Source organism: Arthrobacter sp. 10T425 (assembly GCF_056393985.1).
In genome coordinates this window covers 174,881-190,781 of record NZ_JBFTGZ010000005.1, presented here as the reverse complement: position 1 = coordinate 190,781, position 15,901 = coordinate 174,881, and the positions used below count along the sequence as shown (strand labels likewise).

The following is a 15,901-nucleotide window of genomic DNA, read 5'->3' as shown; positions in this document are numbered from 1 at the left end:
CCTGAATTCTACATTAGATAGAAATTATTCGGAAAAGCGCGTCGGAGCGGGTTCCCCGGGCATGCCGGTCAGGCTATTCGGGAGTGCGGGCCATCTGCCTCGGCCCGCGCTGGCGCAGGTACGGCCAGGCAGTCGCCACGGCCATGATTGCCGCGGCGGCCAGATCAACGGCGAGGACTATGTGCCAGGGGAAGATCGCGAAAGCGAGGCCGCCGAAGGCAAGGATGCAGGTCCACAAGTACATCAGCACGACGGCGCCGCGGTGCGAGTATCCGATGTCCAGGAGTTTGTGGTGCAGGTGTCCGCGGTCCGCCGACCACGGCGACCGGCCCAGCGCTGTCCGCCGCACCACCGCCAGGCACAGGTCCAGCAGCGGCAGGAACAGCACCGCGAACGGCAACAGGATGGGGATGATCGTGGGGATGCCGTTGGCCCGGTCGTAGAGGCCCGAGCTGATCTGGCCGGTCGAGACGACGCCGGCCGAGGCCATCAGCAGGCCAATCAGCATGGCCCCGGAATCGCCCATGAAGATTTTGGAGGGGAACCAGTTGTGCGGCAGGAATCCGACGCAGCTGCCGACCACGACGGCGGTCAGCAGGGTGGCGAGGTCCGAACGGTCCAGCAGGACGGCCGTGCGGTGGACCCAGTAGGCCGTGAGGAAGAACGCCGCTCCGCCGATGATGGCCACGCCCGCGGCGAGCCCGTCCAGTCCGTCGATGAAATTGAATGCATTCATGGTGGTGACGATCAGCCCGGCCGTCAGCACAATGCTCACGGCCTCGTTCTGGATCACGATCGGCTCGGGAATGAACGGGATGATCGTCATCCGGACCCCCCAGGTGGCCACGACCAGTGCCGCGGCGCTTTGGCCGATCAGCTTGACCCACCACCTCAGGTCCAGCAGGTCGTCCGCCACGCCGACAACGACGATCACCGCGGCCCCGGCCAGGATTCCCCATGGCGCCGTGTTGTTCCGGAAGATGTCCTTGACGAAGAACGAATTGCTCGCCGTGACCAGGGCAACCAGCACGCCCGCGAAGATGCCGAGGCCGCCGAGCCGGGAGATCGGGGTGGAATGCATGTCGCGGCTGCGGATCGGGGAATACAGCTCCAGCTTGTTGCCCGCGAGCCGGGCACCCCATGTCGCCGCGTAGGTCACGATCGCTGCCGTCAGCATCATGAGCAGGTACATGATCACGGGACGACCACCAGCCAAACGCCGTCAGTACCGTCAGCACAGGCACCGCACGCCGGCACGTCCCGCAGCACCGGACGCGCCGGTGAGCTGCGGAAATGGGGTGGATTCGATTGCGGTGGAACTGTCTTTCGAAAAATGAAACTTCTCCGTCGCCGTGCGCAGGGCAGGCAGTGCGTAGTGCCTGACAGGGCTGTATTACAGTGGACTCTAGTCAAGATACTAATGCCAACGGCCACCTGTCTTCGCGTCACACGGCCCTCTGCCGGCGGGAAAACCACTGACGGTCGTGCTGAAAGGACCCCGCGATGACCCCCTCGGTTGCAGTCGCTGCCGTGACGTTTGACCGTCCCAGGGAGCTGGCGGTCCTGATGGACGCCATCAACAACCAGACCGCTCCAGTGCAGTCCATTTGCCTCGTCGACAGTGGCACCGTGCCGTCGACGGACGTTGCCGGCCAGCACGCCAACGTGGACTATGTCCGGTCCGAGGCAAACCTCGGCGGCGCCGGCGGATTCTCGTTGGCCATCCTCAAGGCCGTGGCCAGCGGGGCTGACTGGATCTGGATGATGGACGACGACGCCGAACCGGCAGATCCCGACTGCCTTGCCACGTTGCTCCGTGAAGCCCAGGAACGTGACCTGGACGCCGTCGTGCCCCTCGTGGTGGCCCCCGGCCACCCGGACCAGCTGTCCTTTTTCTTCCGGCTGGACGGCAAGGTCACGCATGAGCGCGCGGAGGTGGAAAAGGTCGGATTCCTGCCCGACGACGGGCACTTCTTCAACGGCGCCCTGATCCGTTCCGATGTCTTCTTCAAAGTCGGCCTGCCGGACATGCGCCTTTTCATCCGTGGCGACGAGGTGGACTTCACGCTCAGGCTCAGGAAGGCCGGGATCCGCTTCGGCACGGTGACCACCGCCGCCATCACGCACCCGCACGCCTTCGCTGAAACCAAGCACGTCTTCGGTGCGCGGTGGCACGTGATCGTTCCGGATTCCGCCTTCAAACGCTACTTCTACTACCGGAACCGCGGGTACATGATCCGCCGCCACTTCCGGGTCAAGTCCTTCATCGCGGATGTGGGCGGCTACCTCGGCTACTTCCTGCGCAGCGGCGACTTCCGCGGGCTCGCTGACTGGTTCCGCGCCTTTTCCGCCGGGCTCCGCGGCAAGGGCTTCGGCCCGCTGGAGGACCAGAAGTTCTAACCGTGCTCCCCCGCCGGCAGCCCCGCCGGCAGCCTAGGGCTGCCGGCGCAGGCGCCGGCGGAGCAGCAGGCCCAGCAGCACCCAGGGTTCGCCGAACACCCGGTAGGCTACCCGCTGCGGGTGGAGCATGAGCCGCCAGGCCCATTCGAGTCCGAGCCGGCCGATCCAGCGCGGCGCCAGTTTCTGCACACCGGCAATCTGTTCGATGGCGCCGCCGACGGTGCAGTAGACCGCAGGCGGAAGCGCGGCAAGCCGGCGGGCCATGACCTGCTCCTGCAGCGGCATCCCGAGGCCCAGCAGCACAAGCTGCGGGCGCAGCCGGTTCAGCCATTCGACCGCGGCTTCCTCAACTTCCTTGTTCCAGCCTTCGCCGGGCATGCCGTCGACCCGCGCCCCGGGGACGATCTCCCGCAGCCTGGCCACGGCACCGGCGTTGGCCACGGCGCCTGCACCGATGACCGCAATGCGCTCCAGTCCCGCGACATTGCCGAGCGCGGGAATCCAGTCGGTCGACCCAAGGCGGTAGTCCATCACCGGTTCCCTGCCGTCGTCCTCTTCGCCGGTCTTCGCCCAGAGCCAGAGCACCGGTGCGCCGTCGATCAGGACCACGTCGCTGCGCTCATAGAAAGAGCGGAAGGCAGGATCGGAGTGCAGCAGCGTCACGCTGTGCAGGTTGTGGCCCACCACGATTCGGGTCTTGCCCTCGGCCATGAAGGTGCTGAGGACCGCGGTCAGCTCGGACACCGTCACGGGGGTCGCTTCGACGTCGAGGAAAGGGACGCGCTGACGCTCCAGCGTCATGCGGAACCGGGCTCCGGCGCAGCGTCGCCCGGCGCAGCGGCGGACTCTGCGGCGGCCTCCGGAGCGTCCGCAGCATCGGGGGCGTTGCCGTCGATGTCCAGGACGCCGGGCACCACTCCGCGCAGGCGGTCGAGGCTGATGGCTCCCTGCCGGACGACGCGCAAGGGCAGCGCCGTCGCGTCGACGATGGTCGAGGCGAGGGCCTCGGCGCCGTCGGCGGGCCGGGGTCCGCCCTCCAGGTAAACCTCCACGGATTCCGCCAGCTGGGCTTCGGCGTCCGCGGCGGTCTGCGCCGCGGCGTTCCCGGTGCGGTTAGCGGAGGACACCGCGAGGGGTCCGGTAAGCGTCAGCAGGTCCTGGGCGATCTCGTCGGCCGGGATCCGCAGGGCGACCGTGCCCTTGGTCTCGCCGAGATCCCAGTCCAACGACGGCTGGGCATGCAGGATCAGGGTCAGGCCGCCGGGCCAGAACGCCTCGGCCAGCCGCCGCGCCTCGGCCGGAACGTCCGTGGCCAGGCCATCGAGGGCGTTCAGCCTGGGGATCAGCACGGGCGGCGGCATCTTCCGGCTCCGGCCCTTGGAGGCGAGCAGCAGGGTCACGGCAAGGGGTGAAAAGGCGTCGGCCGCAATCCCGTAGACCGTGTCCGTGGGAAAGACCACGCACTTGTTCTCCCGGATGGCCCGTTGGGCGTGCTCAAGTCCCGCAGCGCGCTGCTCGGCCGCCGTGCAATCGTAGCTAGTCGTCACTGGCCTATTCTTTCATCACTTGTCACACGATTTTTCGCGGCCGTCGGCCCTGACGCGGCCAGGACGGCGCTGGTGGCGCGGTCCTTGCCGTTAAGGTCACGGTGCGTTGTCACCTCGGCGAACACCCCGGCGCGTTTGAGCATCGCGGCGATCCATTCCGACTGGACCTCGGCGTGCTCCATCACGAAGTAGCCGCCGGGGACCAGCAGGCGGGCAGCCGAGGCGGCCGCCGCCGTCGGAAGTTCCATTCCGTCCGCTCCCCCGCCGTAGAGCGCCTCGGGCGGGTCGTGCAGCGCCACTTCGGGTTCGTTCGGGATCGCTTCGGCGGGGATGTAGGGCGGGTTGGAGACGACGACGTCGAACGTGCCGTTGTGTTCGGCCAGCGCGTCGCGCAGGTCGCCGCGGATGAGGTGGACGCCCAGGGGAGCCAAGTTTTTCGCCGCCCACGCGTGCGCGAATTCGCTGAACTCGACCGCATGGACTTCCGCGCCGGGAACCTCATGGGCGATCGAGCCTGCAATGGCACCGGACCCGGTGCCCAGGTCCACGACCTTGGGGTGCGCCAGTCCGTCGCTGGCCTTGAGCCAGTCCAGGACCAGCTGCACCACGGATTCGGTCTCCGGCCGCGGGATGAACACACCGGGACCGACGGCGAGTTCGAGGTAGCGGAAGTGCGCCACGCCCGTTATGTGCTGCAGCGGGATCCGCTGCGCCCGTTCGGCGACGAGGTCTGCATAACCCTCCGGCGCCGGCGCATCGCCGAGCATCAGCGCGCGCAAACGGCCCAGTCCGACGCCGAGCAGGTGCTCGGCCAGGAGCTCGGCGTCCACGCGCGGGCTGGGCACGCCGGCCGCCGCGAGGACCGCCGTCGCCTCGCTGACGGCCTCCGCGAGGCTCGGACCATCACCTGCAGTCATCACCAGTGACCCGCGCCTATTCGCCGATGGCGTCGAGCCGGGACTGCTCGTCCAATTCGATGGCCGACTGGATCACCGGTTCCAGGTCGCCGTTCATGACCTGGTCCAGGTTGTAGGCCTTGTAACCGGTGCGGTGGTCCGCAATCCGGTTTTCCGGGTAGTTATAGGTACGGATGCGCTCGGAGCGGTCCATGGTGCGGATCTGCGACTTGCGCTGCGCCGAGTTTTCGGCGTCGATCAGCTCCTGCTGGTGCGCCAGGATGCGGGCACGCAGCACGCGCATGCCGGCCTCACGGTTCTGCAGCTGCGATTTTTCGTTCTGCATGGCGACGACGATTCCGGTGGGAAGGTGCGTGATGCGCACTGCGGAGTCGGTGGTGTTGACCGACTGCCCGCCGGGACCGGAGGAGCGGTAGACGTCGATCTTGAGATCGTTCTGGTTGATCTCGAGCTCCTCGGGCTCGTCCACTTCGGGCAGCACCAGCACGCCGGCGGCCGAGGTGTGGATGCGGCCCTGGGATTCGGTGACGGGAACACGCTGGACCCGGTGCACGCCGCCTTCGAACTTGAGCCGGGCGTACACGCCTTCGGCCGGATCGTTCGAGCTGCCCTTGACGGCCATCTGGACGTCCTTGTACCCGCCGAGGTCCGACTCGGTGGCAGAGATGATCTCGGTCTTCCAGCCGCGGGATTCCGCGTAACGGCTGTACATCCGCAGCAGGTCCGCGGCGAACAGGGCTGCCTCGTCGCCGCCTTCGCCGCCCTTGACCTCGAGGATCACATTGCGGGAGTCGTCCGGGTCGCGCGGGATCAGCAGCCGGCGCAGCTTGGCCGCCGCCAGCTCCAGCGCGGCCTCCAGCTCGGGCACCTCGGCCGCAAACTCGGGGTCCTCGTCCGCCATTTCCTTGGCAGCGGCCAGGTCATCGCGGATGCCTTCCCAGCGGTGGTAGGCCTCCACAATGCCGTTCAACTGGGCAGAACGCCGCCCCAGCTTCCGGGCCAGCCGCTGGTCAGCGTAGACAGCAGGATCCCCCAGCTGAGCCTGGATAGAGTCGTGCTCATCCAACAGGCCCTGTACGGACTCAAACATTTTCAAACCTCTTTCGACTCTCTCAAGTCTAGTTACTGCAACGCGGGGTCACTTACCGCCCATTCCGGCGGCCCTGATGGGCCGTAGGTGACCCCGCGTTGCTCCGGCCAGGGGGTGGTGAGTTAAACCAGAAGCCGCTCAAAATATGCCGGCCAGGGAGTGGCTTCGGGCCTGCCGGAGCCGGGTGGCTAACGATCGCAGATCGTTGGCCACCCGGCGTAGGGGCGGGGCCGGCATATTTTGAGCGGCGAAAGCCAGCTACTTGTCGTTATCGGACTTCGCACCAAGCGTCGTCTTCTGCACCTGCATGAGGAACTCGACGTTGCTCTGGGTCTCCCGGATCTTGTTGGTCAGCAGCTCAAGGCTCTGCTGCGTTTCGAGTCCGGACAGGACGCGGCGCAGCTTCCACATGATCTTGACTTCCTCGGGGGAAAGCAGGTTTTCCTCACGGCGGGTACCGGACGCGTTGACGTCCACGGCTGGGAAGATGCGCTTGTCCGCGAGCTGGCGGGACAGGCGCAGTTCCATGTTGCCGGTGCCCTTGAACTCTTCGAAGATGACCTCGTCCATCTTGGAACCGGTCTCGACGAGCGCGGTGGCCAGGATGGTCAGCGAGCCGCCGTTTTCGATGTTGCGGGCTGCACCGAAGAAGCGCTTCGGCGGGTACAGCGCTGCGGAGTCCACACCACCGGACAGGATGCGGCCGGAGGCCGGTGCTGCCAGGTTGTAGGCACGGCCCAGGCGGGTCATGGAGTCCAGGAGCACCACAACGTCCATGCCCATTTCCACGAGGCGCTTGGCGCGCTCGATGGAAAGCTCGGCCACGGTGGTGTGGTCGTCGGCGGGACGGTCGAAGGTGGAGGCAATGACCTCACCCTTGACGGTGCGCTGCATGTCCGTGACTTCTTCGGGACGTTCGTCAACGAGCACCATCATGAGGTGGACCTCAGGATTGTTGGTGGTGATGGCGTTGGCGATGGACTGCAGGATGAGCGTCTTGCCGGCCTTCGGCGGCGAAACGATCAGACCGCGCTGGCCCTTGCCGATCGGGGCCACGAGGTCGATGACGCGCGGGCCGATCTTCTTCGGGTCCGTCTCGAGGCGCAGGCGTTCGGAGGGGTAGAGCGGGACGAGCTTCGCGAATTCGACGCGGTCCTTGAGCTCTTCCGGCGTCTTGCCGTTCACCGAGGTGACGCGGACCAGGGCGTTGAACTTCTGGCGGGCGGACTGCTGCTGATTCCCCTGCTGGGCTTCGCCTTCGCGCGGTGCACGGATGGCGCCGACGACGGCGTCGCCCTTGCGCAGGTTGTACTTCTTGACCTGGGCGAGGGAGACGTAGACGTCGTTCGGGCCCGGCAGGTAACCGGAGGTGCGGATGAACGCGTAGTTCTCGAGCACGTCGAGGATACCGGCGACCGGCAGCAGGACATCGTCCTCGGTGACCTCGACGTCGTCGACGTCGGGTCCCTGCTGACGCCCGCGGCGGCGGTCGTTGCGGTCGCGGAAGCGGTCGTTGCGCGAGGAGTTGTCGCGGTTGTCCTGCTGGCCCTGGCGGTCACCGCGGTCGTTGCGGTCACGACGGTTGCGGCGGTTCCGGCGGCTTCCGCCGTCAGAATCATCGCTGTCGCGGGTGCTCTCGCGGGTGCCTGCCGAGTCGTCGCGGCCGCCACGGGTGCGGGTGTCACGGCGCTGGCCGTCTTCGCTGCCGGGCTCGCGCTGTTCGGTGCGCTGTTCACGCTGTTCGCGCTGTTCAGTGCGCTGTTCAGTGCGCTGTTCGCGCTGTTCAGTGCGCTGTTCACGCTGTTCAATGGCGGGCTGTTCGGCCTGGGCCTCGACGGCGGTCTGGCCGGCCTCGGTGGCCTGGGCTGCGGCTTCGCCGCGGCGGCGGTTGCGGGTGCGCGGCTGCCTCGTGCGGTCGCTGCCTTCGGTCCCGGAAACGGCAGAACCGGATTCGGCAGTGGCGCCGGAGTCGGTGGAAACCGCGGGGGCTTCAGCCGGGGCGGCGGCGGGTGCCTCAACAACGGGCGCCGTGACGACTCCGTCGCTGCCTGCGCGGCGGCTGCGGCCACGACGGGCGCGGGGGCTTTCCTGGGCGGGGGCGTCATCGGCGGCGGGCGCTGTTGCGGGCGCAGCTGCCGGGGCCGCTGCGTGGGACACAGTGCCGTTGTCGCTCGCCTTTTCGGCAGCGCGGGCCGGAGCCTTGCTTACCGGGGTGCCTGCGCGGTGGGCGGAAATGGCCGTGACCAGATCACCCTTGCGCATGCGGGAACCGCCGGAAATGCCCAGCTGGCTGGCGAGGGCCTGGAGCTGGGCGAGCTTAAGGCCTGCAAGGCCGCTGCTCTTGGCGGGTGCTGCCGTTGATTCGGCAGCAGAAGATGTATCCACAGCCGGAGACAGCTCAGTGGTTTCGGTCACGAAGGATCCTTCCCCCTCGACGGCGTCCAGGCTAAGAGCTGGACGCGGTGATTTGATCTGGGCTGCAGTTCAGATCTGCAGCCGGGATTTCGGCCTTGCCGGATGTATATCGGCCAGCAGGGCCGGATATTGCTTCACCATGCACGATCCGAGAAATGAGGAACGGCGGGCTGAGTTTCAGGGGGCAGATCAATTCTGCTGATTCCTGCGTCAGACCGAAAGCAGGTGGCACCGGAAAATATTGCGCAGTGAAAGATGAGAGAGGCTACGTGGCCAACATCGCGGTCTTACAACGGTTAAAAATTTACCGCCTGCGTATTTACCGCCGGTGCACTTCCACTTTAGCACCTTCAACGTCCACGGCCAGCTTCATCACGCGCCAGCCCACTTCCGGCGTGTTGCCCGCGGTGTGGGCGCCGATGAAGTCCACAACCTCACGGGCTTCCGCTTCGCCGTTGGCCAGGACCAGCACGGTGGGTCCGGCGCCGGATACGACGGCGGCGTGCCCTGCCCGGCGCAGCGCGCCGATCAGTTCCGCGCTGGGCCGCATGGCCTCGGCGCGGTAGCTCTGGTGCAGGTAGTCCTCGGTGCCGGGCAGCAGGAATTCCGGGTTCGTGGTCAGGGCATGGATCAACAGGGCGGCGCGGCCGGAGTTCATGGCCGCGGCATGGTGGCCCACCGAGGCCGGCAAAAGGGCCCGGGCGGCCTCAGTGGAGAGCTCGTAGTCGGGGACGGCGACCACGGGGATCACCGAGGCGGCCACGGACGCGCACGTGCTGCTGTACTGGTCACTGTCCTGCCATGACAGCGCCAGTCCGCCGAAAATGGCGGGTGCAACGTTGTCCGGATGGCCTTCCATTTCGCTTGTGAGCTGCAGGATCCAGTCGCGGCCACGCCGGGAGGCCTCCGGGACCAGGGCATTGGCGGCGCTGACGGCCGCCACCACGGCCGAGGCCGATGAGCCCAGGCCCCGTCCGTGCGGGTTGACGTTGTCCGCCGTGATCCGCAGGCCTTCGTGCCGGAACCCAAGGCGGTGCAGGGCCTCGGTCAGGGCCTTGACCACGAGGTGCGTCGCGTCGCGGGGCAGGGACTCGGCACCCTCGCCGCTGAGCTCGAATTCAAGTTCACCGCTGGCCAGGGTTTCCACGGTCAGCGTGTCATGCAGCGAGAGGGCCAGGCCGAGGCTGTCGTACCCGGGGCCCAGGTTGGCGCTCGTGGCCGGGACACGCACGGTGACCAGCTGGCCCGCCGGAACAGCCGGGGAGCCGGCAGCTGATTCGGCCGGGACGGTGACGGTTGTTTCCAACGTTATTTTTCTTCCAGTCCCAGTGCTGCGGCGACGGTGACGACGTCGTTGGAGACCTTGACCGGCTGCACGTCGCTGCCGTCCTCGGTGCGCAGGGCCCACTGCGGGTCCTTGAGGCCGTGACCGGTCACCGTGATCACGATCGTCTTACCCGCCGGCACTTCCCCGGCCGCGTGCTTCTTGATCAGCCCGGCGACGCCGGCAGCGGAGCCGGGCTCCACGAAAACGCCTTCCCGGGCGGAGAGCCACCGGTGCGCGGACAGGATTTCCTCGTCCGTGACGGCCTCGATCACGCCGCCGGATTCATCCCGGGCCGCCACGGCGGTGTCCCAGGAGGCCGGGTTGCCGATCCGGATGGCGGTCGCAATGGTGTCGGGCTCGGTGATGGGGTGGCCGGCCACGAAGGGCGCCGCCCCTGCGGCCTGGAAGCCCCACATGACGGGTGTCTTGGTGGACACTGCGGGCAGCGACCCGGCGGTGGGCGACTCAAACGCCGCAGCGTATTCCTTGTAGCCCTTCCAGTACGCGCTGATGTTGCCGGCATTGCCCACCGGGAGCACGTGGAAGTCGGGGGCGTCGCCGAGCGAATCCACCACTTCGAAGGCGCCGGTCTTCTGGCCTTCGATCCGGGCCGGGTTGACGGAGTTGACCAGGAACACCGGGTAGGACTCGCCGAGCTTGCGGGCGATGTCGAGGCAGTCGTCGAAGTTGCCGTCCACCTGCAGCAGCGTGGCTCCGTGCGCGACTGCCTGGCTGAGCTTGCCCATGGAGATCTTGCCCTCCGGGACCAGCACCGCGCACTGCAGCCCGGCCGCCGTCGCGTAGGCCGCGGCGGAGGCGGAGGTGTTGCCGGTGGAGGCGCAGACCACGGCCTTGGCGCCGGCAGCCACCGCTGCCGTCATGGCCATTGTCATGCCGCGGTCCTTGAAGGAACCGGTCGGGTTCATGCCTTCGACCTTGAGGTATACGGTGCTGCCGGTCAGCTCGGAGAGGTGGCGGGCGTGCACGAGCGGGGTGCCGCCCTCGCCCAGGCTGATGACCTTGGTCGCTTCCGTGACAGGAAGACGGTCGGCGTATTCGCGGATGACACCGCGCCATTGGTGAGCCACTTAGACTCCTTCTACCCGGAGTACGGATGTAACGGAATTGATGACGTCCAGGCGCCTGACGGCCTCGACGGTTGCTGCAAGTGCGGCTTCGCGTGCACGGTGTGTCACGATCCGCAGCTCGGCCGATTCCACGTTGGAGTCGGCGTCGCGGTGAATGGTCTGCCGCATGATTTCGATGGACACGCCGTGCTCGGCGAAAAGCTGCGCGATCCTGGCCAGGACGCCGGGCTGGTCCGCGACGTCGAGTCCGATGTAGTAGCTGGTGACGGCCGCGTCGATGGGCAGCGATGGCACGTGCCCCGTGGTGGTTTCGGTCCGGCCGGGGCCGCCCAGGACAATGCGGCGGGCCGCGGAGACGAGGTCGCCCAGCACGGCGGACGCCGTCGGGGTGCCGCCGGCACCCTGGCCGTAGAACATGAGCTCGCCGGCGTTCTCGGCTTCGATGAAGACGGCGTTGAAGGCACCGCGGACAGCGGCGAGGGGGTGCTCGCGGGGCAGGAGCGTGGGGTGGACACGGACCGAGACGCCGGTTTTGCCGTCCTCGTCAACCAATTTCTCGGCAATGGCCAACAGCTTGATGACAAAGCCGGCTTCCTTGGCGGCGGCGATGTCCGCCGCGGTGACCGACGTGATGCCCTCGCACGAGACGTCTTCCAGGGCGAACCGCGTGTGGAAGGACAGTGAGGCGAGGATCGCGGCCTTGGCGGCGGCGTCGTAGCCTTCGATGTCGGCCGTGGGGTCGGCTTCCGCGTAGCCCAGGCGCTGGGCCTCGGCCAGCGCGTCGGCGAACTGCGCGCCGGTGGAGTCCATCTGGTCGAGGATGAAGTTGGTGGTGCCGTTGACAATCCCGAGCACCCGGGTGATCCGGTCGCCGGACAGGCTGTCGCGGATGGGCCGCAGGATGGGGATGGCGCCGGCCACGGCGGCCTCGTAGGACAGCTGCACCCCGGCCTTGTCCGCTTCCTCGTACAGTGTGGGGCCGTCTTGGGCCAGGAGCGCCTTGTTGCCGCTGACAACACAGGCACCGTGCCGCATGGCGGTCAGGATCAGGGTCCGGGCCGGCTCAATGCCGCCCATGAGTTCAATGACGAGGTCGGCGTCCTTGACGAGGACTTCGGCGTCAGTGGTGAACAGCTCCTGCGGCAGCTCGACGTCGCGCTTGGCATCGAGGTTGCGCACCGCGATGCCCTGCAGTTCCAGCCGGGCGCCGGTGCGCGCGGCGAGGGCGTCGGCGTCGTCAATGAGAATCCGCGCAACCTGGGCCCCAACGTTGCCACAGCCCAGGAGGGCCACTTTCAGGGTTCGCAATTCAGACATTCAGACTCCCATGTCGCGGTTGAGCAAATCTTCTTCGGTTTCCCCGCGGACAATGAGCCGGGCAGATCCGTCGCTGACAGCGATAACGCCCGGCCGGGCCAGATAGTTGTAGTTGCTTGACAGGGCCCAGCAGTAGGCGCCGGTCCCCGGTACAGCAAGCAGATCACCGGCTGCCACGTCCTCGGGCAGATATACATCTCTAACAACTATGTCGCCGCTCTCGCAATGTTTGCCCACCACTCGGGACAGCTGCGGCGCCGCGTCGGAGCTCCGCGAGGCGAGAATCGCCGAATAATCCGCGTCGTACAGCACCGGCCGGGGGTTGTCGCTCATCCCGCCGTCCACCGACACATAGCGGCGCGGGTGCGTAACGTCCCCGGCTCCGTCGTCGCCGGCCGCGGCACCAGCATTGGCCGGGGTATCCACCCGGACGGTCTTGAGCGTGCCGACCTCATACAGCGTAAAGGTGGTGCTTCCGACGATCGCGCGGCCCGGTTCGATCGAAATCCGGGGGGCGGTTATGCCGAGGGCAGCGCATTTGGAACGGACGACGGCGGCCATCGCCTGCGCGATTTCGGCGGCCGGGCGCGGGGTGTCCACGGGGGTGTAGGCGATGCCGTAGCCGCCGCCGAGGTCAAGCTCGGGCAGCACGATGGAGTACTTCGACTGCATCGCTGCCAGGAAGTCCAGCAGCCTCTCGGCGGCGAGGGCGAAGCCGTCCGGTTCGAAGATCTGCGAGCCGATGTGGCAGTGCAGGCCCAGCAGTTCGATGCTGGCGTGCCCGGTGGCCGCGGCCACGGCTTCCTCTGCGGCGGACAGTCCGGCCTGGTCCGTGGAGTCCCCGGCCATGGACAGGCCGAATTTCTGGTCCTCGTGGGCCGTGGCGATGAATTCGTGGGTGTGGGCGTGCACTCCGGGGGTCAGCCGCAGCATCACCCTGGCGGTGTCGCCCCGGTTGGCGGCGATCGCCGCGACGCGTTCGAGCTCGTCGAGGCTGTCCACCACGATCCGTCCCAGCTGCATGTCCAGCGCCCGGTGGATTTCGCCGTCGGACTTGTTGTTCCCGTGCAGGGCGACGTCGGCGCCGGGGATGCCGGCGCGGAAGGCCACGGCGAGTTCGCCGCCGGACGCCGTGTCCAGGCGCAGCCCCTCTTCCTCGACCCAGCGGACCACGGAGGTGCACAGGAAGGACTTGCCGGCGTAGTAGACGTCCACTCCCCCGCAAATATCGGCGAAGGCGTCATTGAAGGCGTCGCTGAACGCCCGGGCCCGGGCCCTGAAATCGGTCTCGCTCAGCACGAACAGCGGCGTGCCGTACTGGCGCTGAAGCTCACTGACCGTCAGCCCCTCGATGGTGAGCTCGCCGTCGTCGTTGCGCGCAACACCGCCCGCCCACAGCGGTTCGTGGAGGGCATTGAGGTCGGCGGGGACCTCGAGCCAGTCCGGGGCGAGCGGGGACTGTCCTGAATTCGCGGTCATGGCGGTTACATCCGTTCCGGCGCCGAGACGCCCAGCAGTTCCAGTCCGTTGGCCAGCACCTGGCTGGTGGCGTCGTTGAGCCACAGCCTGGTGCGGTTGGTGTCGGTGATGGGCTCCTCGCCCTGCGGCGCCACGCGGCAGGCGTCATACCAGCGGTGGTAGGCGCCGGCGATCACTTCGAGGTGGCGGGCCACGCGGTGCGGCTCGCGCAGCTCAGCGGCCTTGGCCACGATCGAGGGATAGCTGCCCAGGTGCGAGAGCAGCTCGTTTTCGGTTGGGTGGTCCAGTAGGGCGGCGTTGAAGCTGTCTATGCCGTCCACGCGGCGCTCCACGCCGGCGGCCACGGCGTTGCGGGCGGCGCCGCGGGAGCGGGCGTGGGCGTACTGGACGTAGAACACCGGGTTTTCGTTGCTGTGCTTCTTCAGCAGCTCCGGGTCCAGCGTCAGCGGCGAATCGGCGGGGAACCGGGCCAGCGAGTACCGGACGGCGTCCTTGCCGAGCCAGGAAATGAGGTCCTTGAGCTCGATGATGTTGCCGGCGCGCTTGGACAGTTTGGCACCGTTGACGGAGACCAGCTGGCCGATCAGGACCTCGATGTTGATCTCGGGGTCGTCCCCGGCGGCTGCCGCGATGGCCTTGAGCCGGTTGATGTAGCCGTGGTGGTCGGCGCCGAGGAGGTAGATCTTCTCGGTGTAGCCGCGGTCCTTCTTGGACAGATAATAGGCGGCGTCGGCGGCGAAGTACGTGGGCTCACCGTTTGCGCGGACCATCACGCGGTCCTTGTCATCGCCGAAGTCGGTGGTGCGCAACCAGACCGCGCCGCCGTCGTCGAACACGTGGCCCTGTTCGCGCAGGCGGGCGACGGCGTCCTCGATCGCGCCGGCGTCGTGGAGCTCCTGCTCGGAGAAGTAGACATCGAAGTCGACGCCAAACTCGGCCAGCGTCTGCTTGATGTCATGCATTTGCGCCTTGTAGGCGGCGCCCCGGATCACCGGCAGGGCCGCCACTTCGGTGAGTTCGCGGATGTCCGGGTGCTCGGTGAGCACCTCGTGGCCGAGGTCCGCGATGTACTGGCCCGGGTAGCCGCCCTGGGGCACGTCCCGGCCGTGCAGCCTGGCGAACACGGAGTTCGCAAACACGTTCATCTGGGAACCGGCGTCGTTGATGTAGTACTCGGCAGTGACGTCGGCACCGGAGGCCCGGAGGACGCGGGCGATCGCGTCGCCGAGGGCGGCCCAGCGGGTGTGGCCGATGTGCAGCGGTCCGGTTGGGTTGGCCGAGACAAACTCCATGTTGACCACGTGCCCGGCGAGCGCGGTGTTGGTGCCGTAGGCCGCACCGGCCTCGACGATCGCCTTGGCGAGGGCACCGGCGGCAGCGGCGTCCACCGTGATGTTCAGGAAGCCGGGGCCGGCAATGTCCACCGCGGACACGCCGTCGATCGTTTTGAGCCGGGCGCTCAGGACGGACGCGAACTCCCGCGGGTTGATGCCCGCCGTTTTGGCCAGCTGGAGGGCGACGTTGGTGGCCCAGTCCCCGTGGTCCCTGTTCTTGGGGCGCTCCACGCGCACCTCATCCGGGATGTCGGCCTCGGAGAGGGCTATGTCACCGGCGGCGACGGCGTCCTTCAGGCAGGCGGATATGGCGAGGGAGAGTTCTTCTGGGGTCACACTTCTAGCCTACCGGTGGGCCCGGAGTGCGGCGGAATCTGGCGCCCGGCATGACGGCGGGGCCGGTTACGGGAATACCCAAGGTCATCAAGGCCTCGCGCCCAGGGTGAACCGTTACCCTGAATTCAACGTCTGCAACCGTGTCAGTGCCTCCACATTGTTCGCTGTCCGATCCCCGCAAAGAATCGAGTCCCGCATGAATACCGCCTTCCGCAAAAGCGTCCTCGTCGGCATTGCCGGCCTCTCCGTGGCCGGAACTGCGGCTGGCTGCGCCCCTTCTGCGCAGGCCCCGGCCGCAGAGGCCGCGCCGCCCGCAGCTTCCGGGACCGCCGGTACCGGTTCCTACAAGGACGGCACGTACAGCGCCGACGGGAACTACACCTCCCCCAACGGCACTGAGACCGTGGGCGTGGAGCTGACGCTGGCCGGCGGTGCCGTGTCCGACGTGAAGATCACGCAGCACCCCTCGAATCCGAACACCCGAAAGTTCCAGGGCGAGTTCGCCGGCGGCATCCAGTCCCAGGTTGTTGGCAAGAAGCTCGACGAGATCAAGGTTTCCAAAGTGGCCGGATCCTCGCTGACCAGCGGCGGCTTCAACCAGGCCGTGGCGAAGATCAAGTCACAGGCCCAATAGCGCAACAAGGGACAGAG

At 67.4% G+C, this 15,901-nt stretch carries 13 protein-coding genes; 2 read left to right on the top strand and 11 right to left on the bottom strand.

Features of this window, described 5'->3' with window-relative positions; translation table 11 throughout:
* Nucleotides 1-73: 73 nt before the first annotated feature.
* Nucleotides 74-1,198, bottom strand: coding sequence for an MraY family glycosyltransferase (locus AC1DDH_RS08190; RefSeq protein WP_476848847.1), 1,125 nt, complete (start codon nt 1,196-1,198; stop codon nt 74-76).
* Between the two features lie 305 nt (nt 1,199-1,503).
* Here AC1DDH_RS08190 and AC1DDH_RS08185 point away from each other — a divergent pair, with 305 nt between their 5' ends.
* Nucleotides 1,504-2,400: a glycosyltransferase gene (locus tag AC1DDH_RS08185; protein WP_476858834.1), complete on the top strand. Its 897-nt coding sequence runs from the start codon at nt 1,504-1,506 to the stop codon at nt 2,398-2,400.
* Nucleotides 2,401-2,433: 33 nt separating this feature from the next.
* On the opposite strand, the gene AC1DDH_RS08180 is transcribed toward AC1DDH_RS08185, so the two are convergent.
* From AC1DDH_RS08180 to argS, 10 genes are all read right to left on the bottom strand, one after another.
* Nucleotides 2,434-3,201 (bottom strand): WecB/TagA/CpsF family glycosyltransferase, encoded by a 768-nt coding sequence (locus tag AC1DDH_RS08180; protein ID WP_223916033.1) that lies wholly within the window; start codon nt 3,199-3,201, stop codon nt 2,434-2,436.
* Entirely contained in the window at nt 3,198-3,947 is a 750-nt protein-coding gene (locus AC1DDH_RS08175) for an L-threonylcarbamoyladenylate synthase (RefSeq protein WP_476955214.1), read from the bottom strand. The genes AC1DDH_RS08180 and AC1DDH_RS08175 overlap by 4 nt, the downstream gene beginning before the upstream one ends.
* On the bottom strand, nt 3,944-4,864 hold the full coding sequence (gene prmC / locus AC1DDH_RS08170) for a peptide chain release factor N(5)-glutamine methyltransferase (protein ID WP_476955213.1): 921 nt from the start codon (nt 4,862-4,864) through the stop codon (nt 3,944-3,946). The genes AC1DDH_RS08175 and prmC overlap by 4 nt, the downstream gene beginning before the upstream one ends.
* A gap of 16 nt (nt 4,865-4,880) precedes the next feature.
* Nucleotides 4,881-5,954: a peptide chain release factor 1 gene (gene prfA / locus AC1DDH_RS08165; protein WP_079554478.1), complete on the bottom strand. Its 1,074-nt coding sequence runs from the start codon at nt 5,952-5,954 to the stop codon at nt 4,881-4,883.
* A 258-nt stretch (nt 5,955-6,212) separates the two neighbouring features.
* A complete protein-coding gene (rho, locus tag AC1DDH_RS08160) occupies nt 6,213-8,369 on the bottom strand; it encodes a transcription termination factor Rho (protein WP_476955212.1) in 2,157 nt (718 codons plus the stop codon).
* 319 nt (nt 8,370-8,688) lie between these two features.
* Complete coding sequence (gene thrB, locus AC1DDH_RS08155) at nt 8,689-9,675, bottom strand: homoserine kinase (protein ID WP_476857521.1); 987 nt, start codon at nt 9,673-9,675, stop codon at nt 8,689-8,691.
* A gap of 2 nt (nt 9,676-9,677) precedes the next feature.
* Nucleotides 9,678-10,784 carry a threonine synthase gene (gene thrC / locus AC1DDH_RS08150; RefSeq protein WP_028276075.1) on the bottom strand — a complete coding sequence of 369 codons (1,107 nt, stop codon included), beginning with the start codon at nt 10,782-10,784 and terminating at the stop codon, nt 9,678-9,680.
* Nucleotides 10,785-12,101, bottom strand: a complete 1,317-nt coding sequence (locus AC1DDH_RS08145; protein ID WP_476955211.1) for a homoserine dehydrogenase — start codon at nt 12,099-12,101, stop codon at nt 10,785-10,787.
* Nucleotides 12,102-13,580 carry a diaminopimelate decarboxylase gene (gene lysA, locus AC1DDH_RS08140; protein WP_476955210.1) on the bottom strand — a complete coding sequence of 493 codons (1,479 nt, stop codon included), beginning with the start codon at nt 13,578-13,580 and terminating at the stop codon, nt 12,102-12,104.
* Nucleotides 13,581-13,585: 5 nt separating this feature from the next.
* Complete coding sequence (argS, locus tag AC1DDH_RS08135) at nt 13,586-15,250, bottom strand: arginine--tRNA ligase (RefSeq protein WP_476955209.1); 1,665 nt, start codon at nt 15,248-15,250, stop codon at nt 13,586-13,588.
* A 196-nt stretch (nt 15,251-15,446) separates the two neighbouring features.
* Between argS and AC1DDH_RS08130 the strand changes: the two genes are divergently transcribed.
* Nucleotides 15,447-15,884: an FMN-binding protein gene (locus tag AC1DDH_RS08130; RefSeq protein ID WP_476848838.1), complete on the top strand. Its 438-nt coding sequence runs from the start codon at nt 15,447-15,449 to the stop codon at nt 15,882-15,884.
* The last annotated feature ends 17 nt before the right edge of the window (nt 15,885-15,901 follow it).

Excerpts from the sequence above, each read along its gene's own strand:
- prmC (WP_476955213.1), bottom strand. The coding sequence starts at position 4,864 with ATGACTGCAGGTGATGGTCCGAGCCTCGCGGAGGCCGTCAGCGAGGCG.
- AC1DDH_RS08130 (WP_476848838.1), top strand. The coding sequence starts at position 15,447 with ATGAATACCGCCTTCCGCAAAAGCGTCCTCGTCGGCATTGCCGGCCTC.
- lysA (WP_476955210.1), bottom strand. The coding sequence starts at position 13,580 with ATGACCGCGAATTCAGGACAGTCCCCGCTCGCCCCGGACTGGCTCGAG.
- AC1DDH_RS08185 (WP_476858834.1), top strand. The coding sequence starts at position 1,504 with ATGACCCCCTCGGTTGCAGTCGCTGCCGTGACGTTTGACCGTCCCAGG.
- prfA (WP_079554478.1), bottom strand. The coding sequence starts at position 5,954 with ATGTTTGAGTCCGTACAGGGCCTGTTGGATGAGCACGACTCTATCCAG.
- AC1DDH_RS08180 (WP_223916033.1), bottom strand. The coding sequence starts at position 3,201 with ATGACGCTGGAGCGTCAGCGCGTCCCTTTCCTCGACGTCGAAGCGACC.
- AC1DDH_RS08145 (WP_476955211.1), bottom strand. The coding sequence starts at position 12,101 with ATGTCTGAATTGCGAACCCTGAAAGTGGCCCTCCTGGGCTGTGGCAAC.